A 20682-nucleotide genomic window follows, 5' to 3' on the forward strand; every position below is an offset into this window, starting at 1 on the left:
ACGCCCCGGCTCACGGTCCCCGGCCCGCGTCACTCGGGACGGCGCTCCCCAGCCGTTGCCGCATGCCTCGGGCGGCCACTCCATTCCGCGCCGCCCTTTCACGGTTTCTCACTCCGTTCGGCTCAGAAAGGGTTCTGAGCGCCGCTATAGACTGCCCTCCATGACCCTCACCCTTCCCGAGCGCCTCAGCCGCGAACTCGCGGGCCTGCGCGAGCAGGGGCTGCTGATCTCCCCCCGCGTCCTCGAGACCGCCAACCGCGCCCGCACCCGCGTGGACGGGCGGGATGTGGTCAACCTCGCGTCGAACAACTACCTCGGCTTTGCCGACCACCCCGAAATTAAGGCCCGTGCGGAGGAGTACCTGCGCGAGTGGGGCGCTGGGGCCGGAGCGGTGCGGACCATCGCCGGAACGCTCACCATCCACGAGGATTTCGAGCGCCAGCTCGCCGAGTTCAAGCACACCGGAAGTGCGCTGGTGCTCCAGAGCGGCTTTACCACCAACCAGGGCGTGCTGGGCACCCTGCTGCAGCCCGGCGACCTCGTGGTGAGCGACGAACTGAACCACGCCAGCATCATCGACGGCCTGCGGCTGACCAAGGCCACCAAGAAGATCTACCGGCACAGCGACCCCGACGACCTCGACCGGGTGCTGGCCGAGAACCCCACCGACGGCCTGAAGATGGTCGTGACCGACGGCGTGTTCAGCATGGACGGGGATATCGCGCCCCTCGACCGGTTGATCGAGGTGGCCCGCAAGCACGGGGCCGTGACCTACGTGGACGACGCCCACGGCTCGGGCGTGCTGGGCGAGGCCGGACGCGGGACCGTCCACCACTTCGGCTACGAGCACGCCGAGGACGTGATTCAGGTCGGGACGCTCAGCAAGGCCTGGGGCGTCGTGGGCGGCTATGCGGCGGGGCACGCCGACCTGCGGCAACTCCTGATCAACCGGGCGCGGCCCTACCTCTTCTCCACGGCCCACCCGCCCGCCGTCGTGGGCGCCCTCTCGGCGGCGCTGGACCTCGTGCAGCGCGACCCCTCCTTCATGGAGCGGCTGTGGGACAACACCCGCTTCTTCAAGGCCGAACTCGCCCGGCTGGGCTTCGACACGATGGGCAGCCAGACGCCCATCACGCCCGTGTTGTTCGGGGAGCCGGAGGCCGCCTTCGAGGCCAGCCGACGGCTGCTGGACGAAGGGGTCTTTGCGGTCGGTCTGGGGTTCCCGACCGTGCCGCGCGGTCAGGCCCGCATCCGCAACATCGTGACCGCCGAGCACACGCGGGACGACCTGGAGCACGCGCTCGCGGCCTATGAGCGGGTGGGCCGGGCGCTGGGCGTGATCGGCTGACCGGACGGGGCCGGGCCACCCGCCGCCCTGGCTCCCCCTATCATCCCTCCATGACGAGTTCCCGCCCGCCCGTGGGCGACAAGCAGGACCGGGGGCGTGAGGTGCAGGCGATGTTCGCCTCCATCGCGCCCCGCTACGACCTTCTCAACCGGGTGCTGAGCCTCGGCGTGGACCGCGCGTGGCGGCGGGAGGCCGCGCGGGAGGCGCTGGCCCTGTCGCCCCGGCGCATCCTCGACGTGGCGACCGGCACCGGGGACTTCGCGCTGGAGCTGAAGGCCCGTGCCCCGCACGCCGAGGTTGTGGGCAGCGACTTCGTGCCCCAGATGCTGGAGATCGCCCGCGAGAAGGCGAGGGGACGGCATCTGGAACTGCGGCTGGAGGAGGGCGACGCCCTGAACCTGCCCCACCCCGACGGTTCCTTCGACGCCGTGACCTGCGCCTTCGGCTTCCGCAACTTTGCCGACTATGCGCGGGGCCTCTCGGAGATGTGGCGGGTGCTGACGCCGGGCGGGCGGCTGGTCATTCTGGAGTTCCCGCCGCCCCGTCCGGGCCTCTTCGGGGCGCTGTTCCGCTTCTACTTCCGGCAGATTCTCCCGCGCGTCGGTGCACTCGTCAGCGGCAACGCGGGGGCGTATACCTACCTCCCCGAAAGCGTGCTCGCCTTTCCCGACCCCGAGCGCCTCGCGGGGCTGATGCACGCGACGGGTTTCCGCACGCGCTACCGACTGCTGACCTTCGGCATCGCGGCGATCCATGTGGGGGACAAGGGGTAACGGCCCCGACCAACGAAAAAGGCTCCCACCAGGGGAGCCTCTTTTACTTGTACTTTGACTTGCTGCTGCTCAGACCGCGAGGACCTGACGGCCCGCGTAGGTGCCGCAGCTCGGGCAGACGTGGTGCTGGAGCTTCTTGGCGTGGCACTGGGGGCACTCGACGAGGTTGGGGGCGACAAGGGCGTGGTGGCTGCGGCGCATGTCGCGCTTGCTCTTGCTGGTCTTCTTCTTGGGAACGGGATGCTTCGCCATGATCTTTTCTCCTGGGGCCGCACGGCGTCTCCCGCCGGGGCGCTCGGTTCCCGTCTGCCCGCTGGGGCCAGGAACGAGACAACAGCCGGGAGTATAGCATAGGGCGGCTCCTGCTCACCTCTCCTGCGGGATCACGGCCACAGGCTCATGACCAGCAACCCTGCGCCCGCGAGGCCCGCGCCGCCCCCCAGCACGGCGCCGACCAGCCCGCGCAGCCACCTCAGCACCGGCCAGTCCTGCTCGCCCTCCTCGGTCCAGAAGGCATGCAGGCCGGGTTCCCGGTACTCCCGCCAGAACAGCCAGGCCAGCGCCAGACAGCCCAGGCCTGATCTGAAGGTCACGGCGCGGTTCACGCACCGCAGTGTACCGGCGCCCTGTACGGTGGGGACGTGCAAGAGCTGGCCCTGCCCCCGATCTCCCCGGCCACCCTGGAAACGGGGCTGCGGGTGCTCGACCTCACGGGCATTCTGGCCTTCAGTCTGTCGGGAGCGCTCCTGGCGGTGCGCAAACGCTTCGACCTGTTCGGCGTGCTGGTGCTGGGCTGCGTGACGGCGGTGGGCGGCGGCGCGATTCGCGACACGCTGACCGGGCAGGCCCTTCCCCTCTTCCTGCGCGACGAGACGTATCTGTGGGTGGCCCTCGCGGGCGCCGTGACCGCCTTTGCCTTCGGGGAACGGCTGGCCCGCTTCGAGAAGGCCCTCAGCGTGTTCGACTCGGTGGGGTTGAGTCTCTTCGCCGCGTCGGGGGCGCTGGGGGCCATCGCGGCGGGGCTGGGGCCGCTGGGCGTGATTTTTGCGGGTGCACTCAGCGGGGTGGGGGGCGGCATCATCCGCGACCTGATCGCCAACGAGGTTCCGGAGGTGATGTACCGCCGCGACCAGCTCTATGCCACCGCCGCCGCCGCCGGTGCCCTCACCGTGTACCTGCTGTACCCGCACCTCACGCCCTTTCAGGCGCAGCTCAGCGGCGCGGCCGTGGTGCTGCTGCTGCGCTGGCTCTCGCGCCGGGGCTGGGCGCGGCTGCCGGTGCGGCGGTTGCCGGAGGGGTGAGGGGAGGGCAACAATACCCCTCAGTCCGCTTCGCTGACAGCTCCCCTCAAAGGGAGCCTTGAAGCGTACGAAACTGGAGGGACGCTCCTCATGAAAGCCTCCCTTTTAAGGGGAGGTGCCCCCGGAGGGGGCGGAGGGGTAGCGCACGCGACTCTGCTTTAAATCACCCCCCTCCCCCATGCCCTACACTGTCCCCACCATGTCTACACAAGCTGACCGGCCCGCCGGATTCCGTACCCGTGCCGTCCACGCGGGGCACGGCCTCGACCCGGTGACGGGCGCCCACGCGGTGCCCATCTACGCGACCTCCACCTTCGGCTACGGCACGGCCGAGCGCGGGGGGCGGCTCTTCGCGGGCGAGGAAAGCGGCTACTTCTACTCCCGGCTCTCCAACCCCACCGTGACCGCCTTCGAGGAAAAGGTCGCCAGCCTGGAAGGGGCGGGGGCCGCCGTCGCCTTCGGCAGCGGCATGGGCGGGGCGAGTGCCATCGCGCTGACCCTGCTCAAGACGGGGGACGAGGTGGCTTTCGTCGGCCCGCTGTACGGCGGCACAGAAGGGCTGCTGCGCGACATCCTGGGCCGCTTCGGGGTGACCGTCCACGAGGCAGCGGACGTGGAGGCGCTGCGCGGTGTGGTGACGGAGCGCACCCGGCTGGTCTGGCTGGAAACGCCCACCAACCCCACCGTGGGGATCGTGGACCTCGCGGCGGCCTCGGCGGTCGCGCACGCGGCGGGGGCGCTCGTCGTGGTGGACAACACCTTCGCCACGCCGTACCTGACGCGTCCGCTGGAGCATGGGGCCGACCTCGTGATGCACTCGGCCACCAAGTACCTCGGCGGGCACGGGGACGTGGTCGCGGGCGTGGTCGTGGGGTCGGCGGACCTCGTGACCGAGCTGCGGCTGCATGGGCTGCGGCACGTCGGCTCGGTGCTCGGCCCCTTCGAGGCCTACCTGCTGCTGCGCGGCCTCAAGACCCTGCCGCTGCGGATGGAAGCCCACTGCCAGGGCGCGATGGCGCTCGCGCGGGCGCTGGAAGGCCACCCGGCCCTGAAAGCCCTGCACTACCCCGGCCTCCCTTCTCACACCGGCCACGCGGTCGCGGCGCGGCAGATGCGCTCGTTTGGGGGCCTGCTCAGCATCGACCTGGGGACCCAGGAGGCCGCCTTCGCCTTCCTGAACAACCTGAAGCTGTTCACCCAGGCCGTCAGCCTCGGGGATGTGGAGAGCCTCTCGTGCCACCCGGCCAGCACCACCCACCAACTGCTGGGTGAGGAAACGCTGCTGCGTCAGGGCGTCACGCCGGGCCTGGTGCGCCTCTCGGTGGGCATCGAGGACGAGGCCGACCTGATCACGGACGTGCTCGGAGCGCTGGAGCGCGTGCCCGTGGGCGCGGGGGACTGAGGGCCGGGAGGGGCGGGTTCGGCAGCATCGCCTACCGTCCCGGCGGCTTGGGACAGGGTAGAACCCGGCCATGATTCAGCCCGAGCGGGTGGAATGGTTGCGGCGGGGAGAGCCGGGGCGGGGCGGCTTCGTGCTGCTGTGGGTGCAGTCCAGCGTGCGGACGGTGGGCAACCACGCCCTGGAATACGCCGCCCTGGAAGCCCGGCGCCTCGGCGTGCCCCTCGCCGCCGTCTTCGCCCTGAACCCCGCCTACCCCGAGGCGAACGCCCGCCACTTCCAGTACCTGCTGGAGGGGCTGCGCGACCTGCGGGCCGGGCTGGCGGCGCGGGGCATTCCCCTCGCCATCCGAATCGGTGACCCACCCCAGGAGGTCTGGCAGGCCGCACGGGGGGCCAGCCTCGTCGTGACCGACCGGGGGTACCTGCGCCCCGGCCGCCAGTGGCGGGCGAGCCTGGCGGAGCGGCTGGAGGTGCCCTTCGTGCAGATTGAATCCGACGCGGTGGTGCCTGTCCGCCTCGTTTCCTCACGGCAGGAGGTGGGGGCGCGGACCCTGCGGCCCAAGCTGCACCGCGTGCTGGAGCGCTTTCTGGTGCCGGTGGAGGTGCAGGAGGGCGCCCAGGGCCAGCCCGATTGGGATCCCGGTCTGGACGTGTCCGACCCCGCGCTGACCGTGCGGGCGCTCGGCGTGGACAACAGCGTGCCCCCCGGCGAGGAGGAGGGCGGCGAGATGAAGGCTCTCTCCCGGCTGGAGCACTTCGTCACCCGGTTGCTGCCCGGCTACGACTCCGGGCGGCGCGACCCCAACGTGGACGGGGGCAGCCGCCTGAGCGCCTACCTGCACTACGGGCACCTCTCGCCCCTGACGGCGGCTCTTGCCGCGCGGGAACATTCGGACGGCGGCCCCGGCCTCGACACCTTTCTGGAAGAGATGATCGTGCGGCGCGAACTCAGCTTCAATTTCTGCGAGTTCAATCCCGACTACGACCGCTACGAGGGGCTGCCGAGGTGGGCGCGGGAGAACCTGGAGGCCCACGCTGCCGATCCCCGCCCGCACCTCTACACCCGCGAGCAGTTGGACGCGGCGCAGACCCACGACCGCTACTGGAACGCTGCCCACACCGAGATGGTCCGCACCGGCCGGATGCACAACGCCATGCGGATGTACTGGGGCAAGAAGATTCTGGAGTGGAGCGCGACCCCGCAGGAGGCCTACGCCACGACCCTGTGGCTGAACAACCGCTACCAGCTCGACGGCCGCGACGCTAACTCTTACGCCAGCGTGGGCTGGATTTTCGGCCTGCATGACCGCCCCTGGGCACGGCGCCCGATCTTTGGCACGGTGCGCTACCTCGCGGCGAGCGGCCTGAACCGCAAGTTCGACGCCGACGCCTACGCCCGGCGCTGGACTGAGAGCATTTGACGAAAAACTTGTCACCCTGAGCGACAGCGAAGGGTCTCGCCAACGGGGTTGAGGGACGCTTCGCTCGCGCTCATCATGACCATTGTCGTGTCGAGTGCTTTAAAGCATTTGACAGAAAAACGTTGTCACCCTGAGCGCCGCGAAGGGTCTCACAGACGGGACCGAGGGATGCTTCGCTGGCGCTCAGCATGACACTTCTTGTGTCAAATGCTCTAGGGCAAGCGGGCCTCCGGTGAGGCTCGTACACATTTCACTCATGCGCGGGGGCCGGGTGCTATGCTCGGCCCGAACCGCTGGTGTCCGGTTCCCCTGATTGAGGGCAAACAGCAACAGGGCAGCGCAAGGTCTGCTTCTCCTTCCTGGGGGCAGAAGACGAGGTGGAGGTCAGCGAGAGTTTCTGCGGATGCCTCCAGGCCCCGGCACGGGCCTACCCGACCGCTCATGCGGTGAAGCGCGGCGATAAGCTTCTGCGGCGACGCAGGGATAAGGCCGCGCGGTGCGATCAAATCCAACCCAGACACCGCCTGCCCTGGCCTGAGTGCCGGGTGCGGGAGAGGAGTACCCATGTGCGGAATCGTCGGTTATATCGGCAGCAGGCAGGCGCAGGACGTCCTCATCTCCGGTCTCGCCAAGCTGGAATACCGCGGCTACGACAGCGCGGGCGTGGCGGTCGCGGACGGCGGCCAGATTGAAGTGAAGAAGAAGGCCGGGAAGCTCGCCAACCTCAGCGGAGAGCTGGAGCACGCGCCCTTGCCGGGCACCCTGGGCATCGGGCACACCCGCTGGGCCACCCACGGCCTGCCCAACGACACGAACGCGCACCCCCACGCCACCGAGGACGGGCGCATCGTGATCATCCACAACGGGATCATCGAGAACTATCTGTCCCTCAAGGCCGGGCTGATTGAACGCGGCCACACCTTCAAGAGCGAGACGGACTCGGAAGTGCTCGCCCACCTGATCGAGGAAGCCTACGCGGGCGACCTTGAGGCGGCGGTCCGCACGGCCCTCTCGCAGGTGCGCGGCGCTTACGGCATCGTGGTGACACACGTGGACCACCGCGAGATCGTCGCGGCCCGGACGGTCAGCCCGCTGGTGATGGGCGTGGGCGAGGGCGAGATGTTCCTCGCGTCGGACGTGCCCGCGCTGCTGCCCTACACCCGCAACATGGTCTTCCTGCACGACGGCGACATGGTGGTCCTGCACGACGACGGTTACCGGGTCACCGACCTGGCCGGGAACCCCCAGGAGCGCCCCATCGACCGCATCGACTGGGACGCCGAGGCCGCCGAGAAGGGCGGGTTCGACACCTACATGCTCAAGGAGATCTACGAGCAGCCCACCGCCCTGACGAACACCCTGATCGGCCGCCTGCACGACGACACGGGCGAGGTGAACCTCGACATCAACCTCGATCCGTCCTCGTTCAAGCGCATCTCGATCATCGCCTGCGGCACCGCGTACTACGCCGGGCTGGTGGGCGAGTACCTGATCGAGCAGCTCGCCCGCATTCCCGTCGAGGTGGACGTGGCCTCCGAGTACCGCTACCGCAATCCGCTGGTGAGCGAGAACACCCTCGCCATCGTGGTCAGCCAGTCGGGGGAGACCATCGACACCCTCGAAGCCCTGCGCGAGGCCAAGAAGGGCGGCGCCAAGACCCTCGGGGTGATCAACGCCAAGGGCAGCTCCATGACCCGCGAACTCGACGACACGCTGTACATCCACGCCGGGCCGGAGATCGGGGTGGCGAGCACCAAGGCCTACACCTCCATGGTGGGCGCGTTCGTGATGCTCGCGCTGTGGCTGGGCCGCGCCCGCGGCACCCTGACCGATGCGCAGGCGCAGGACCTGCTGCACGCGACCCGCGAACTGCCGCGCCTGGTGGAAGAAGCGCTGAACCCCGCCCGCGTCGCCGAGATCAAGCGGGTGGCCGAGAAGTACGCGCAGGCCCGCGACTACCTCTTCCTGGGACGCGGCGTGAACGCGCCGACCGCCTTCGAGGGGGCGCTGAAGCTCAAGGAGATCAGCTACATCCACGCCGAGGCCTACGCGGCGGGCGAGATGAAGCACGGCCCCATCGCCCTGATCGACTCCAACCTGCCTGTCGTGGTGGTGGCCACCGAGAGCTTCCTGCTCGAAAAGACCATCTCCAACGTGCAGGAGGTCCGTGCCCGCTCCGGCAAGGTGATCGCGCTGCTCTCCGACGGCGACACCGAGAACGCCCAGCACGCCGACGACGTGTTGTACGTGCCCCGCGCCCACGAGATGGTCAGCCCGGTGGTGAACGCGGTCGCCCTGCAACTGCTGGCCTACTTCACGGCGAGCTACCTGGGCAAGGACGTGGACAAGCCGCGCAACCTCGCCAAGAGCGTGACAGTCGAGTAATCCGGTCAGCGAGAACAAGGGGGCAGGGTTCAGGCGGCTCTGCCCCCTTGGCGTCGTGCCCCCGGCCTCCATGAAGGCTGTCTTCTGGCGCGGCTTCAGGACGGCGTCCCCGGACCCCTCAAGATGAACGGGTGACCCGGACCCGCTCCTCCAACCCACCCCAAGGCGAACCCTCCCGGCGGGAGTGGTTCAGTGAATTGATCGGCCGCACGCGCTTCGTGGTGCTGATCGCCGTGATCGCCGTGCTGCTGGTCGCCTTCAGCCTGTTTCTCCAGGGAACCATTCTGGCGCTGAACACCATCTACCAGACCTGGCGCGAGATGTTCGCCCAGGGCATCGACAGCCAGTCGGGTACGCTGGCGGTCGAGTTTCTGGAGGTCGTGGGCACCATGCTCAAGGCGGTGGTGTTCTACCTGATCGGGGTGGGGCTCTACTCGCTGTTCATCAAGCCGCTCAACCTGACCTCGGCGCTGGGGGTCGAGAGCCTCAGTGACCTTGAGCAGAAGGTCGTGTCGGTGGTCATCGTGATTCTGGGCGTGACCTTCCTCGAACACTTCATCCGCTGGGAGGAGCCGGTCGAGACCCTGTACTTCGCGGGGTCGCTCGCGCTGGCGGGCGGAGCGCTGGTCTTTTTCCAGCGGGTGCACAAGGGCAGCGGCAGCGACCTCCAGCAGCCCGGTTCCAAGCTCAAGGCCCGGCGCGACCTGTTCGAGCGCGACAGCGAGCAGCGCCACATCGACGAGGAGGACGTGGCGATCGCCGAGCGGGCCACCGAGGCCAAGGCCGAGGGCAAGGTGCCCGCCGGGGGCGGCGGCGAGTAGGGGAAACCGGGGGAGGGTTAGCCGCCCACCACCCGCAGCAGGTGCCGCTCCATCTGCCTCACGCTCTGGCGGGCGGCCTGGGCGCTGTCCATGCCCAGCGCGTGGACGTACAGCGAGCCCCGGTCGGGCGAGAAGGCCAGCGCGACCGTGCCGGGCAGCAGGCCCGTCAGCGACGCCAGCAGGGTGAGCGGCAGGTCGCCCGTGAGGCGCAGGGGCACCTCCACGATCATCGGGTTGAGCCGGGGCCGGGGCTGCAGCGCCATCAGCGCCATGTGGATGTTGGCCCGCACCAGCTCGGCCAGAAAGGCGAGGATCAGCGACAGCGCCGCCGTGACTCCCCGGACATAGGCGGTCGTTCCCAGCGCCCGGCGAAACAGGGTCAGGACCAGAAAGCCGATGCCCCAGCCCAGCGCCAGGGTCCGCAGGCTGACCTCGCCCAGAAACAGTGCCCACACCAGCCCCAGCAGCAGGTTGAACCCCGCGCCCCTCATGGCCCGCCGCTCCCGCCAGGGGAAGAAGCGGCCGGTTCGGGCGGGCAGAGGAGCGGCGCGGCAGACATGTGGTCAGAATACGGGGTCCCCGGTCCCGCCTCCGTCCTGCAAGTAGGCGGCTCAGGACACCGCGTCGGGCCAGCTCGTCAGCCGGGCGCGGGTCCAGAACTCCAGAAAGCCCTCGACCTGGGCCACGAAATCCTGAAAACTCAGCGATTTGATCAGGTAGGAACTGGCGTGCAGGGTGTAGGCGCGGGTGATGTCGTGGTCGTGGTTGGAGGTCGTCAGCATGACCACCGGGATCTGCACCAGCCGGGGGTCGGCCTTCATCGCCTCCAGCACCTCGAAGCCCGACATGCCCGGCATGTTCACGTCCAGCAGGACCACGTCTGGCAGGGACGTGCCAGAGGTCCGCAGGTATTCCAGGGCCTCCTGCCCGCCCCCCACGGTCGTGACCTCACACAGGTGGGCGTATTCCGCGAAGACCTCTTCGGCGAGGTGGCGGTCCATCAGGCTGTCGTCGACGAGCAGCAGGCGCAGGGGACGGCTCATGGCCGCACCTCCCCCTGAACGCAGGTGGGCCGGATCAGGGTCGGGGGCTTTAGCAGACGCATAGCTGAGGCTCATCTTAGCGGGCCGGGTGGGCGGAGGCAGCCACACTTCTGATTCCAGCGGCTTAAAAAGTCTTGAATCCATTCGGGGGTCACTCCTTAAACACATGAATGAGGCGTCAAGAGCCTGACGGGGGGCGGGCGAGGGGCACAGTCGCGCTAGCCTGCGCCCCATGACTGGCCTGTCTTCCTCTCCCCGGCCCCGTATCCTCGTCGCCAACGACGACGGCATCTTCTCGCCCGGCATCAAGGCGCTGGGGCTGGCGCTGGCCGAGGTGGGCGACGTGGTGGTCGTCGCGCCCGACGTGGAGCAGTCGGCGGTGGGGCACGGCATCACCATCCGGCGCCCGCTGCGCTTCAAGCACACGGCGTCGGCAGGCTTCGGGACCCTGCCCGCCTACCGGGTGGACGGCACGCCCGCCGACTGCGTGGTGCTGGGCGTGCATCTGCTGGGAAGGCCCGACCTGGTGGTCAGCGGGATCAACGTGGGGCCGAACCTGGGCGACGACCTCACGCACTCGGGCACGGTCGCGGCGGCCATCGAGGGGCTGGCGCTGGGGCTGCCTTCCATCGCCTTCAGTGCGCGGGCGAATGCGGACGGCGAATACGGCTTCGCGGCGGGGGCGGCCTACGCCGCGCGGCTGGCCCGCGAGGTGCTCTCAAGGGGATTGCCGCCCCGCGTGCTGCTCAACGTCAACTTTCCGGCGGGGACCCCGCGCGGCGTGCGGGTCACCCGCGTGGGCGAACACCGCTGGGAGGACTCCATCGTGACCCGCCAGGACCCCGAGGGCCGCGAGTACCACTGGGTCGCGGGCCAGAGCACCGCGCCCGACGCCGACGACCCGGCGACCGATTACGGGGCGGTGGAAGCCGGATTCATCAGCGTCACGCCCGTGCGCCTCGACCTGACCGCCCGCGACCTGCTGGACGAGGTGGAAGGCTACGTGCCGGGGGTGTAACCCGGCCCCAGGCTCCGGCGCACCTCGAACGCCCAGGCCCGCACGCCGTCCGGCACCGCCAACGGCGGCCCCTCGCCCGCCCAGCGGCTGGCGACGAGGGCGAGGCCGGGCTGCTCCGGGCTGGTCAGCAGTTCCGCGCCGAGAAAACCCGGTTGCCCCGGCAGGGTGTCCAGCCACGCGGCGAGGGCAAGTCCGGCTTGCTCTCCCTTCGCCTCGGCGTAGTGGACCCGCAGGGGGACGCTCATTCGTACAGGCTCAGCGGATTTTTGGGATTCCAGCGCAGGTAGGTGCCGAAGTGCAGGTGGGTGCCCGTGCTGCGGCCGGTGTTGCCCACCCGGCCGACGACCTGTCCCTGCGCCACCGTCTCGCCCGCCCGCACGAGGTTGGCGCTCAGGTGCGCGTAGCGGGTGATCCAGCCGCCTTCGTGCTCCAGCACGACCGTCCAGCCCCAACCGCGCTTGAAGTCCGCCCGCGACTCGATGACCCGGCCCGAGCGGGCGGCGCGGACCGGCGAGCCGTGCGGGGCGAGGATGTCCACTCCATAGTGCATCTCGCGCTCGCCGTCCATGACGCGCTGGCCGAAATCGCTGCTGATCCCCGCGTACCCCGCCACCGGCCACAGCCACCCGCGCGAGGAGGCGGGCGCCGCACTCACCCGCACCGACGCTGCCCGCACCACCGCGCCGCCCGTTCGGGCTGGGGTCGCCTGGAGACGCGAGGCCACGGTGCGGGGGGGAATCCGGACCGTGGCCCCCACCCGCAGCACCTTGCCGCCCCGGTAGCCCGGATTGGCCCCCAGCAGCCGCGCGAGGCTGATCCCGTAGCGCCGCGCGATCACGCTGAGGTTCTCGCCGCCCCTGACCCGGTGGGTGCGCCCCGCCAGCACCCGGTCGGGAATGCTGAGCACCTGCCCGGCCCGCACGTAGTTCGCGTTACGCAGGGCCGGGTTGGCCGACTTCAGGGCCGAGATGCTCACGCCCGCCCGCCCCGCGATCACCGTGAGGTTGTCGCCCGGCTTGACCCGGTAGCTCCCCGCCTCCGCCATGCCCCCAGGAAGGAGGCCGGGCAGCAGGAGGGCGGCGGCGGCCAGCAGGCTCCGCGCCACCGGGCGACGGGAGCGCCGGATGAGAGTGGGATTCACGTCACTTAGTGTAATGGTGGGATTGAACTGCGGATGTGAACAAACCTGTCGCGCGTTACCTTGCGGATATGTCAGGGCCTCCGTACACTCCGCCCCCCGGTTCCCGGCGGCTGCGCCTGCTGCTTGCCTGGGACGGCTCGGGCTTCGCCGGGTGGCAGTCGCAACCCCACGCCCCCAGTGTGCAGGACACCCTTCACGCCGCCTTCGCCCGACTGGGAGCGGAGGAAGCCGCCCGCCCGGTCGCCGCCGGGCGCACCGACGCAGGAGTCCACGCGGAGGCGATGCCCGCGCACATCGACGTGCCGGAAGGGTTCCGGGTGCCCGCAGAGCGGCTGGCCCGTGCCCTCAACGCCCACCTCCCGGAGAGCGTGGCGGTGCTGGAGGCGGGGGAGGCCCCGCCCGGCTTCCACGCTCGCTTCTCCTGCACCGAGCGGCGCTACATCTACCGGCTGCTCCACTCACCCCAGCGCCACCCGCTGTGGGCGGGCCGCGCCCTGCACGTGCCGGGACCGCTGGACGTGCCCGCCATGAATGCCGCCGCCCTGCCCCTGATCGGCACCCACGACTTCGCCGCCTTCGCCACCCAGGAAGACCGGCAGACGGTGCGCGAGTTGCGGGCGCTCTCGGTGCGGCCCGGTCCCCCCGTTCACGGTGGTCAGATCTGGGAGGTCCATGTCGCGGGCGAGAGCTTCCTGCGGCACATGGTGCGGGGGCTGGTGGGCACGCTGCTGCTCGTCGGCCAGGGCAAGCTGCGCGGGGAGGACCTGCCCGCCATCCTCGCCGGACGCGAGCGGGCGCGGGCGGGGGCGAACGTGCCCGCGCAGGGGCTGACCTTTATGGGGGCAAGTTACGACGCTCCGGCAAGGACGATGTAACGTTCCTCGCGGTAGGAAAGGCCGCGTGGGGTCGCCCGCTGGTCCCACTCCTCCAGCCTCGCTTCTTCCTCCATCCACTCGCAGCGGGTCGCCCAATCCTGCGGGGTCGGCGCCCAGGCCCGCACGGAGACCCGCCACTCGCCCAGGGGCTCCCAGCCCACCGCCCGCAGGCGCCCCGGCACCTGGGGCACCTCCAGCCTCGGCCCCACGTACAGGAACCGGGCACCCGGCGCGGCGAGTTCGGGCAGCCGCAGAATCACGCCCGTCGGCCCCCGCCGCGACACGATCAGGTCGAAGGGGCCGCGCAGGGCCTCCGGCACCGCGCCCTTGCCGTTCCAGAGGTGGAAGTCAGCGTGGGGGGCGTTCTCGCGGGCCTGTTCCAGCAGTTCCGGCACCGCGTCGTAGGCAGCCCAACGGTCAACCTCGCCCCCGAACCGGGCCGCGTCGGGGCCGTGGCCGCAGCCTGCCTCCAGCACTCGCGCCCCCGGTCCCAGCCGCCCTTGCAGCAGCGCGTCGAAGGTCAGTTCGGGGTCGGGGCCGTCCAGCTCGCGGGTCCAGGGATGGCGGTAGCCGCCGGGCTCACGGGCCAGGCGGGCATACCACTCGCGGGAATGGGGACGGTCGGGCATCTGCCCAGGCTAGGGCTGGGAGGCGGGGCGTGCGTCGGCCGAATGGCCGGGGGTGGAGGAGCTTGCCTTCGCCGCCGCATACCCCGCGTCCAGTTCCGGCCCCAGGTCCAGCAGCGCCGTGATTCTCCGCACGACGCTCTCCAGCCAGTCGGCGTCGTCCAGGGTGAGCCTGCGGCCCCGGCGGTATTCCACCCAGTTTTTCAGCACCGGATACCCGCCCAGCGTGTAGGCCCAGACCCGCCCCGGCACCCCGGCCAGTTCCAGCGTCTCCGACAGCACATACACCTCCCGCGCCTCGTCATAGCGGGGCTTCGGGCCGATGCTCAGGTCGCTTTCCTGGGCCTCGGTGTCGCGGCCCGCCCGCACCAGTCGGCCCACCCCGCCCGGCAAGGTGGGCCGCGCCCCCGGATCGAGCAGCGCCGCCACCCGGCGTCCTGCCTCGCTGCTCTGGGCCAGCACCGCCCGTTCCTGCGGCATCGGCACGCGCGGCCAGTCCTCGGCCAGATACTCGGCGTGTTCCTCGCGGTAGGCGGGCGCACTCAGCACCGCCAGCGTGTGATAGAAGACCTGTTCCGCCAGTTCCCACGCCAGCGCATTCGGTTTCCCGTCTGCCCCGCGCACCGCCCCATACCGCGCCAGCACCGGCCCCGGCCTGGGCAGCGGCTCGCACGCCGACCCCGCTTTGGGGGCCGCCACCTTCAGCACCCCCGCCCGCGCCAGATCGTCGTAAAAGTCGGCCAGATTGGGCAGGTACTGGTATTCGGTATCGGACACGAAATGCTTGAAGCGGAGGCGGAGGGGGAAGGCCACAGCATCTGGGTCGAACAGGTGCAAATCCGAGAGGGTGCGTCCGGCAAAGGGTGGACTGTAGCCGCGACGCATCGTTTGCGTTGAATACAAGAAGACGTTTTTGTCGTCAATCTGACGTTTGAAGTTCAGATTTTTACGCTGTACGAGCTTCGATTCTTCCTCGTACCAAATCCACCGCAGATCAAAGGGCCGGTATTGATACGGCGTCGAACGGTCCTCGAAGGCTTGTTTGATGAGTGTCGCTCGCACTGCGCCCGGATCGCTGTATTCATTGGCAGGCGTCATTAAGCGTGGCTGCTGTGTGGCGATTTCGGCATCAGAAAGCTCGGCGTCGTAATAGCGGGTGAATCTCTCAACAAGTTCGGCCTGCGAAAAGCCAGTCACCGCCTCATCCTTGCCTGTATGAACACCGATGAATTGAACGGGGAACACTTCCTCCAACGTCGGCCATTCCCAGTAAGCATCCTCACCCTGAAGGGGTTTCAGGATGTAGCGGTGGGCGCGGCTTGGGGTGAAGGCCGGGGCGTAGGGATTGTCTTCCCCCAGCAGGGCGGCCCTTTTCTGTGCGCCGCTGCCCCGATATTCGCGGTAATGCACCTTGGCACAAGGTGCATCCCGCTCCGTCCCGCTCCGTCCCGCTCCGTCCCGCAACTTGACGAACGTTCCCACCGCCACGCCCACGCGGATGCCGCCGCTGGTGCCGGTGGTAAAGACGCTGCCGTCGCCCGCCTTGTGGGCACGCTGGTTGCCGTGCAGGTCGTCGATATAGATGTGGTCGAAGCGGGTCAGCAGGTGCTGACGCATGACCGGATGGCTGATGCCCGTGAGGTAGCTGCGGTTGGTGATGAAACTGACGACGCCTTCCTGGCCGTGCTCGGCCACCCGCCACTCGGCCAGCCGCAAGAAGCGGATATACAGGTCGTCGAGCAGTTGCTTGCGGACGCCCCAGCTCTCGCGCAGGCAGGCCTTGTAGGGGGCGATCAGGGCCAGTTCCTCGGGGTGGTCGGGCATGTCGGCAAAGCGGGCGTAGGGCGGGTTGCCGATCATGACCATGATTCGCCGGGCCTGCTTGACGCCCTCGGTCCGTTCCTGTTCCTCGGCCAGTTCGGGGTACAGCGTGGCGGGCTTGTTGGGGTTGGGTGCCCAGCCGTTCAGGCTGTTGGTCAGCAGGACGTTGACCCGCTCGTCGTCGCCGCCCGGAGTCTGCCCGAGGGGAGCGCCCGCCTCGGCCAGCAGCAGCGCGAGTTGCAGGTGCGCGATGGCAAAGGGGGCGGGCAGCAGCTCGAAGCCGAAGATGCGCGTCTGGAAGGCTTCCTTGAGCCGTGCGCCGACGCGTCCCCGGCCCTCCTTGTGCAGCTCGGCGTGCAGGAAGCGGCCCAGTTCCAGCAGGTAGCCGCCCGTGCCGGTGGCCGGGTCGAGGATGGTCACGCCGGGGTCCAGCAGGCCCAGGGGGAGGTTGAGGTGCGTTTGCAGCAGCCGGTGAACGTGCCCGATCTGGTAGCGGATGATCTCGGGCGGCGTGTACCAGATGCCCAGGTCTTTCTTGAGGTCGCGGTCGAACGCTTCCAGAAACGGCTCGTAAAAGTAGGTGACCGCCTCGCCGTTCTGGAAACTTTGCAGGAAGGGCTCGGCGTCCACCCGGCGCAGCAGTTCCACCGCGCGGTCCACGGGTGCCCGCAGGTCCAGCCGGGTCAGCTTGCGGGAGGTGTTGACCTCGTCGAGCAGCAGCGTGATGACGGGGATATGCAGGTCGTCGGCGATGTTCTCGCGGGTGACCTGTGCGCCCTTGCCCGCCCGCGCCGCCGTGACCCACCCGGCAAAGAGGCCGTAAAACAGCGCCTGCACCAGGCTGGAGCGGAAGAAGTGGTTCAGCTCCGCCTGTTTCGCGGCCCAGTTCGCCTCGTCGCGGCGCTGCTGTTCGGCGCTGCGCCTTCCCTTCTCGAGTCTCGGCAGGCTGAAGCTGGTGCCCAGCGCGTCCTCCATCGCCTTTCGCAGCGGCGCGAGCGCGTCGTCGTCCTGGCCTTCCAGATTGTCCAGGGCCTGCCGGGCGTAGTAGGCCAGCAGCCCGGCAATCTTCTCCGGGCGGCTCAGGCTGCCCCGCGCCGTGGCCCACACGTTCAGCAGCCCCGCGAGGCCCTCCAGGTGCGCCGCCACCAGCGCGGCAGGTTTGCTGTCCCCTGTCAGCTCGGCGTGGGGAATGGTGTAGCGCCCCAGCTCGGCCGGGCCGTCCAGCACCACGAACTCGTGAAAGTTGGTCAGCAGGGTTGGGGCCTGTGCGGCGTACCGCTGCGCCTGCCCCTGGCCGTGCGCGTTCCTCGCCAGCGGGGTGTCCAGGGCCTCGGCCTCCCCCAGCGCGACATTCTCGGCCCCGCCCCTTTCGCGCAGGGCGAAATCGGGCAGGCCGCCCTCGTCCTTGCCCGGATGGGTGATGACCTCGTAGTCGGGCAGCAGGCTGTCCAGCAGCGCCACCAACAGCGGCAGGTAGGTATTTTCCGGTGTTCCCTTGCCGTGCGCCTTGCGGATGGCCTTGACGTACTCGGAAAACGCCGCTTTGGGGGTGCTGGGAGCCATGTGGGGCCACTATTCCACGCGCCCCACCCGGCCCGCTCCCCAAACCTCTAACCCCGCTTGGTCACCCCGTCTGTCGTCATCAGCACGCCGTACAGCTCCGGGCGGCGGTCGCGGAAAAAGCCCATCCCGGCGCGGAACTTTCTCGCCTCCGCAAGGTCGAGGGTGTGCAGCAGCGGTCCTTCCTCCGTCTCCCCGAACTCGGCCACGATCTCGCCCGTGTAGTCGGAGATAAAGGAATGCCCGTAGTAGGTCTGCGTCAGGTCCCCGACCCGTTCGGTGCCGATGCGGTTGGAGGACCCCACGTAGGTCGAGTTGCTCACCGCGTGCCCGACCATCGCCCGCTGCCACATCTGGTAGTTGTTCGGCGTCTCGACCTCGGCGGGTTCAGAGCCGATGGCGGTGGGGTAGAGCAGGAAGTCCGCGCCCATCAGCATCATCGCGCGGGCGGTCTCGGGGTACCACTGGTCCCAGCAGATGCCCACGCCCACGCGCCCGAAGCGGGTCGGCCAGACCCGGAAGCCGGTGTCCCCGGTGGCGAAGTAGTACTTTTCCTCGTAGCCGGGGCCGTCGGGGATGTGGGTCTTGCGGTAGTTGCCGAGAATGGCCCCGTCCGCGTCGATGCACACCAGCGAGTTGTAGTGCGCCTGCCCCGCCCGCTCGAAGTACGAGAGCGGCAGCACCACCCCGAGTTCCTGCGCCAGGTTCTGGAACCGCCCCACGAAGGGATGGTCGTCGAGCGGATGCGCCAGCCCAAAGTAGTCCTCGCGCTCGACCTGACAGAAGTAGAGATTTTCGAACAGCTCGGGCAGCAGCACGACCTGCGCTCCCTGCCGGGCCGCCTCGCGCACGTGGGCCTCGGCGCGGGTGAGGTTGTCCTCGAGCTGGTCGGTCATGTGCATCTGGATCACGGCCAGATTGACGTTCTGGGTCATGGGTGGTCCTCCTGTGGGGTCATTCCGAGGCGCCGGGCCACTTCCCCGGCAGGCCGGGTCAGGCCGCTGCGGGCGTCCATGTAGGCACGGTACACGGGGTCGAAGGCGTGAATGAGAACGGCGGTCACCCCGTGTTCGTCCACCTGCATCCCCTGAAGGCAGAACCCCGCCCGCAGCTTGGGCAGCAGCACGGCGGTGTTGGTGGCGTGGTGGTGGCTGCGGACGAGCGCGTAGCCCTGCCCCCGCAGGAAGTCCAGCACGACGGGCAGCAGCCGCGAGTACGCGCCCCGGCCCCGGTGCCCCGGCAGCAGCGCCGTGTTCACCATGTACGCGGTGCGGGTGTCCCACTGCCGCGAGAGCTGCCAGCCCACGACCTCGCCCGCGTGGACGACCAGCCAGGCGTAACGGGGCACGTCCAGCGGCGGCAGGGGCGCGGGGGCACGCCAGTCGAAGCTGACAGTCGCGTAGGCGGCGGCCTCCAGCTCGGCGTAGACCGCGCGGAAGATCGGCTCCGGCACGGGGTGGAGGGTGTAGCCGTTCCCCAGGTCCACCCCGGCTCCTGCCTCAGGGGGCAGGGGGAGGTGGGGGGGCATGGGCGCGGCGTGTTCGGCCAGTTCGCCCAGGCCCAGCCGCCGCGCCGCCTCCCCGCTCGCCTGCCGTAAGCCGCTGCGGACGTGCATCGCGTCCCGGTAGGCCGGGTCCAGACTCAAGGTCAGGGCCACGTTCAGGCCCCCCTCGTACAGGTTCAGGCCCTGCACGAAGAACCCCGCCCGCAGTTTGGGGATGATCACGCGGTTGTTCGTCGCCCGGTGGTGGCTGGTCACCAGCGTGTATCCGGCGTCCCGGTACACGTCCAGCACGTGCGGCAGCAGCCGGGTGTAGAGGCCCTGTCCCTGGTGCTCGGGCAGGATTCCCGTGTCGGCCATGTAGACGGTGCGCTCGTCCCGCGCGTGGGCGTGGTGCCAGCCGACCAGCCCGTCCCCGTGGTACAGCCCCCACTGGAATGTCTCCCCCAGTGGCGGTGGGGGCTTGGCGGGTGGGTCGAAGGCGTAGCCCCAACCGCCGCCGAAGATGCGACCCTCCAGCCGGGCGCAGGCGTCGCGGTAGGCGGCGTAGGAGAGGGGGCGGGCCTCGTCCCCGTCCCCCAGCGCGATCACTCCCCGGTCCACAGCGTCCCGGCGGGCTGCTGTTGGGTCAGGCAGTGGAAGGACCCGCCGCCCTCGATGATGTTGCGGCTGGGCAGGCCGATCACCTCCCGGTCCGGGAAGAGGGGCCGCAGCACCTCCAGCGCCCGCTCGTCGTTGGGGTCGTTGTAGAGCGGCACGGCCACGAAGCCGTTGCCGATGTAGAAGTTCGCGTAGGTGGGCGGCAGCCTCCCCTCGGCCCCCTCCAGCCGGGTGGCGGGCAGGGGCAGTTCCACGATGCGGAAGGGTTCGCCGCTGAGGTCGGTCATCTCCCGCAGCTCGGCCAGATTCTTCGCCATAACCGCAAAGTTGGGGTCCGACTCGTCCTCGGCCACGCTCGTCACGATGGTCCGCTCGTCCACGAAGCGGGTGATGGTGTCGATGTGCCCATCGGTGTGGTCGTTTTCCAGGCCGCCGTCGAGCCACAGCAGCTTCTCGACTCCCAGCGTGTCGCGCAGCAGCGCCGCGTACTCGGCTTCCGTCAGACCGGGATTGCGCGTGTCGGTGAGCAGGCACGAGCGGGTGGTCAGGCCCACACCCGCTCCGTTGACCTCGATGCCGCCGCCTTCAAGGACCTCCGGGCGGTCCCAGTGAGGGAGCTTCAGGTGGGCGGCGACGTGTTCGGGAATCCGGTCGTCGTTCTCCCACTCGAACTTGCCGCCCCAGGAGTTGAAGCGCCAGTTCACCAGCGAGACGCGGCCCTGCCCGTCGCGCACGAAAATCGGGCCGTTGTCCCGAATCCATGAGTCGTCCAGCGGAACTCGGTGGTAGGTCACCCTCGCTCCTCCCAGCCGCCCCCGCGCGTCCGTCTCGCTCTCCTCGTCGCGGACCAGCAGGTGCACCGGCTCGAAGCGGGCGATGGTCCGCACCAGCTCGGCGTAATCGCCCCGCACCCCGGCGAGGTGGCCGAACCACAGTTCGTCGTCGGCGGGCCAGCTCATCCACGTCGCGGCGTGTTCGGCCCACTCGGCGGGCATGACAAAGCCCCGCTCGCGCGGGGTGGGGTCAGTGGGGGAGAAGTGCTGCATG

General features: G+C 69.5%; 20 protein-coding genes. 9 read left to right on the forward strand and 11 right to left on the reverse strand.

From position 1 onward, the window contains the following. Nucleotides 1–160 precede the first annotated feature (160 nt). Together C3K08_RS00085 and ubiE are read left to right on the forward strand one after the other, a co-directional pair. The gene (locus C3K08_RS00085) at nt 161–1348 is read left to right on the forward strand and encodes a glycine C-acetyltransferase (protein WP_104989480.1); all 1188 of its coding nucleotides are present in this window, start codon (nt 161–163) and stop codon (nt 1346–1348) included. Between the two features lie 50 nt (nt 1349–1398). Next, on the forward strand, nt 1399–2121 hold the full coding sequence (gene ubiE, locus C3K08_RS00090) for a bifunctional demethylmenaquinone methyltransferase/2-methoxy-6-polyprenyl-1,4-benzoquinol methylase UbiE (protein ID WP_104989481.1): 723 nt from the start codon (nt 1399–1401) through the stop codon (nt 2119–2121). Between the two features lie 69 nt (nt 2122–2190). Here ubiE and rpmF read toward each other — a convergent pair whose 3' ends face one another. Both rpmF and C3K08_RS00100 read right to left on the reverse strand, forming a co-directional pair. Beyond that, nucleotides 2191–2373, reverse strand: a complete 183-nt coding sequence (rpmF, locus tag C3K08_RS00095; RefSeq protein WP_104989482.1) for a 50S ribosomal protein L32 — start codon at nt 2371–2373, stop codon at nt 2191–2193. A gap of 131 nt (nt 2374–2504) precedes the next feature. Then, complete coding sequence (locus tag C3K08_RS00100) at nt 2505–2714, reverse strand: hypothetical protein (protein WP_158679796.1); 210 nt, start codon at nt 2712–2714, stop codon at nt 2505–2507. Nucleotides 2715–2762: 48 nt separating this feature from the next. Between C3K08_RS00100 and C3K08_RS00105 the strand changes: the two genes are divergently transcribed. The 5 genes from C3K08_RS00105 (at nt 2763) to C3K08_RS00125 (ending at nt 9450) form a co-directional block, all read left to right on the forward strand. Next, entirely contained in the window at nt 2763–3422 is a 660-nt protein-coding gene (locus C3K08_RS00105; RefSeq protein ID WP_199776949.1) for a trimeric intracellular cation channel family protein, read from the forward strand. Nucleotides 3423–3621: 199 nt separating this feature from the next. Further along, on the forward strand, nt 3622–4824 hold the full coding sequence (locus C3K08_RS00110; protein WP_104989484.1) for a PLP-dependent aspartate aminotransferase family protein: 1203 nt from the start codon (nt 3622–3624) through the stop codon (nt 4822–4824). Between the two features lie 70 nt (nt 4825–4894). After that, the gene (locus tag C3K08_RS00115; RefSeq protein ID WP_234009098.1) at nt 4895–6244 is read left to right on the forward strand and encodes a deoxyribodipyrimidine photo-lyase; all 1350 of its coding nucleotides are present in this window, start codon (nt 4895–4897) and stop codon (nt 6242–6244) included. A 564-nt stretch (nt 6245–6808) separates the two neighbouring features. Continuing rightward, nucleotides 6809–8629: a glutamine--fructose-6-phosphate transaminase (isomerizing) gene (gene glmS, locus C3K08_RS00120; protein WP_104989485.1), complete on the forward strand. Its 1821-nt coding sequence runs from the start codon at nt 6809–6811 to the stop codon at nt 8627–8629. Between the two features lie 131 nt (nt 8630–8760). Further along, a complete protein-coding gene (locus C3K08_RS00125; protein ID WP_104989486.1) occupies nt 8761–9450 on the forward strand; it encodes a YqhA family protein in 690 nt (229 codons plus the stop codon). 17 nt (nt 9451–9467) lie between these two features. On the opposite strand, the gene C3K08_RS00130 is transcribed toward C3K08_RS00125, so the two are convergent. Both C3K08_RS00130 and C3K08_RS00135 read right to left on the reverse strand, forming a co-directional pair. Then, complete coding sequence (locus C3K08_RS00130) at nt 9468–9941, reverse strand: Na+/H+ antiporter subunit E (RefSeq protein WP_104989487.1); 474 nt, start codon at nt 9939–9941, stop codon at nt 9468–9470. Nucleotides 9942–10061: 120 nt separating this feature from the next. After that, nucleotides 10062–10493 carry a response regulator gene (locus C3K08_RS00135; RefSeq protein WP_104989488.1) on the reverse strand — a complete coding sequence of 144 codons (432 nt, stop codon included), beginning with the start codon at nt 10491–10493 and terminating at the stop codon, nt 10062–10064. 232 nt (nt 10494–10725) lie between these two features. Here C3K08_RS00135 and surE point away from each other — a divergent pair, with 232 nt between their 5' ends. After that, a complete protein-coding gene (gene surE / locus C3K08_RS00140; RefSeq protein ID WP_104989489.1) occupies nt 10726–11511 on the forward strand; it encodes a 5'/3'-nucleotidase SurE in 786 nt (261 codons plus the stop codon). Here surE and C3K08_RS00145 read toward each other — a convergent pair. Together C3K08_RS00145 and C3K08_RS00150 are read right to left on the reverse strand one after the other, a co-directional pair. Then, the gene (locus tag C3K08_RS00145; RefSeq protein WP_104989490.1) at nt 11493–11756 is read right to left on the reverse strand and encodes an antibiotic biosynthesis monooxygenase; all 264 of its coding nucleotides are present in this window, start codon (nt 11754–11756) and stop codon (nt 11493–11495) included. The two genes, surE and C3K08_RS00145, sit on opposite strands and share 19 nt — an antisense overlap. After that, entirely contained in the window at nt 11753–12652 is a 900-nt protein-coding gene (locus C3K08_RS00150) for a M23 family metallopeptidase (protein ID WP_234009099.1), read from the reverse strand. The genes C3K08_RS00145 and C3K08_RS00150 overlap by 4 nt, the downstream gene beginning before the upstream one ends. Before the next feature lie 68 nt (nt 12653–12720). Between C3K08_RS00150 and truA the strand changes: the two genes are divergently transcribed. After that, nucleotides 12721–13527: a tRNA pseudouridine(38-40) synthase TruA gene (truA, locus tag C3K08_RS00155; protein ID WP_104989491.1), complete on the forward strand. Its 807-nt coding sequence runs from the start codon at nt 12721–12723 to the stop codon at nt 13525–13527. On the opposite strand, the gene C3K08_RS00160 is transcribed toward truA, so the two are convergent. From C3K08_RS00160 to C3K08_RS00180, 5 genes are read right to left on the reverse strand one after another with little or no spacing between them, the layout of a single operon-like run. After that, entirely contained in the window at nt 13500–14156 is a 657-nt protein-coding gene (locus C3K08_RS00160; RefSeq protein ID WP_104989492.1) for a bifunctional 2-polyprenyl-6-hydroxyphenol methylase/3-demethylubiquinol 3-O-methyltransferase UbiG, read from the reverse strand. The two genes, truA and C3K08_RS00160, sit on opposite strands and share 28 nt — an antisense overlap. 9 nt (nt 14157–14165) lie before the next feature. Beyond that, nucleotides 14166–17537, reverse strand: coding sequence for a type ISP restriction/modification enzyme (locus tag C3K08_RS00165; RefSeq protein WP_104989493.1), 3372 nt, complete (start codon nt 17535–17537; stop codon nt 14166–14168). 47 nt (nt 17538–17584) lie between these two features. Beyond that, a complete protein-coding gene (aguB, locus tag C3K08_RS00170; protein ID WP_104989494.1) occupies nt 17585–18469 on the reverse strand; it encodes an N-carbamoylputrescine amidase in 885 nt (294 codons plus the stop codon). Beyond that, nucleotides 18466–19638 carry a GNAT family N-acetyltransferase gene (locus C3K08_RS00175; protein WP_104989495.1) on the reverse strand — a complete coding sequence of 391 codons (1173 nt, stop codon included), beginning with the start codon at nt 19636–19638 and terminating at the stop codon, nt 18466–18468. The genes aguB and C3K08_RS00175 overlap by 4 nt, the downstream gene beginning before the upstream one ends. Further along, on the reverse strand, nt 19623–20681 hold the full coding sequence (locus tag C3K08_RS00180) for an agmatine/peptidylarginine deiminase (RefSeq protein WP_104989496.1): 1059 nt from the start codon (nt 20679–20681) through the stop codon (nt 19623–19625). The genes C3K08_RS00175 and C3K08_RS00180 overlap by 16 nt, the downstream gene beginning before the upstream one ends. Nucleotide 20682: the final 1 nt, after the last annotated feature.

Origin of the sequence: Deinococcus sp. NW-56, assembly GCF_002953415.1 — a bacterium.
In the GTDB taxonomy this organism is placed as follows: domain Bacteria; phylum Deinococcota; class Deinococci; order Deinococcales; family Deinococcaceae; genus Deinococcus.

Coding starts and splice junctions, on each gene's coding strand:
- aguB (WP_104989494.1), bottom strand. CDS start 18,469: ATGACCCAGAACGTCAATCTGGCCGTGATCCAGATGCACATGACCGAC.
- C3K08_RS00145 (WP_104989490.1), bottom strand. CDS start 11,756: ATGAGCGTCCCCCTGCGGGTCCACTACGCCGAGGCGAAGGGAGAGCAA.
- C3K08_RS00130 (WP_104989487.1), bottom strand. CDS start 9,941: ATGAGGGGCGCGGGGTTCAACCTGCTGCTGGGGCTGGTGTGGGCACTG.
- C3K08_RS00160 (WP_104989492.1), bottom strand. CDS start 14,156: ATGCCCGACCGTCCCCATTCCCGCGAGTGGTATGCCCGCCTGGCCCGT.
- surE (WP_104989489.1), top strand. CDS start 10,726: ATGACTGGCCTGTCTTCCTCTCCCCGGCCCCGTATCCTCGTCGCCAAC.
- ubiE (WP_104989481.1), top strand. CDS start 1,399: ATGACGAGTTCCCGCCCGCCCGTGGGCGACAAGCAGGACCGGGGGCGT.
- C3K08_RS00165 (WP_104989493.1), bottom strand. CDS start 17,537: ATGGCTCCCAGCACCCCCAAAGCGGCGTTTTCCGAGTACGTCAAGGCC.
- C3K08_RS00115 (WP_234009098.1), top strand. CDS start 4,895: ATGATTCAGCCCGAGCGGGTGGAATGGTTGCGGCGGGGAGAGCCGGGG.
- rpmF (WP_104989482.1), bottom strand. CDS start 2,373: ATGGCGAAGCATCCCGTTCCCAAGAAGAAGACCAGCAAGAGCAAGCGC.
- C3K08_RS00085 (WP_104989480.1), top strand. CDS start 161: ATGACCCTCACCCTTCCCGAGCGCCTCAGCCGCGAACTCGCGGGCCTG.
- C3K08_RS00135 (WP_104989488.1), bottom strand. CDS start 10,493: ATGAGCCGTCCCCTGCGCCTGCTGCTCGTCGACGACAGCCTGATGGAC.
- C3K08_RS00180 (WP_104989496.1), bottom strand. CDS start 20,681: ATGCAGCACTTCTCCCCCACTGACCCCACCCCGCGCGAGCGGGGCTTT.
- truA (WP_104989491.1), top strand. CDS start 12,721: ATGTCAGGGCCTCCGTACACTCCGCCCCCCGGTTCCCGGCGGCTGCGC.
- glmS (WP_104989485.1), top strand. CDS start 6,809: ATGTGCGGAATCGTCGGTTATATCGGCAGCAGGCAGGCGCAGGACGTC.
- C3K08_RS00110 (WP_104989484.1), top strand. CDS start 3,622: ATGTCTACACAAGCTGACCGGCCCGCCGGATTCCGTACCCGTGCCGTC.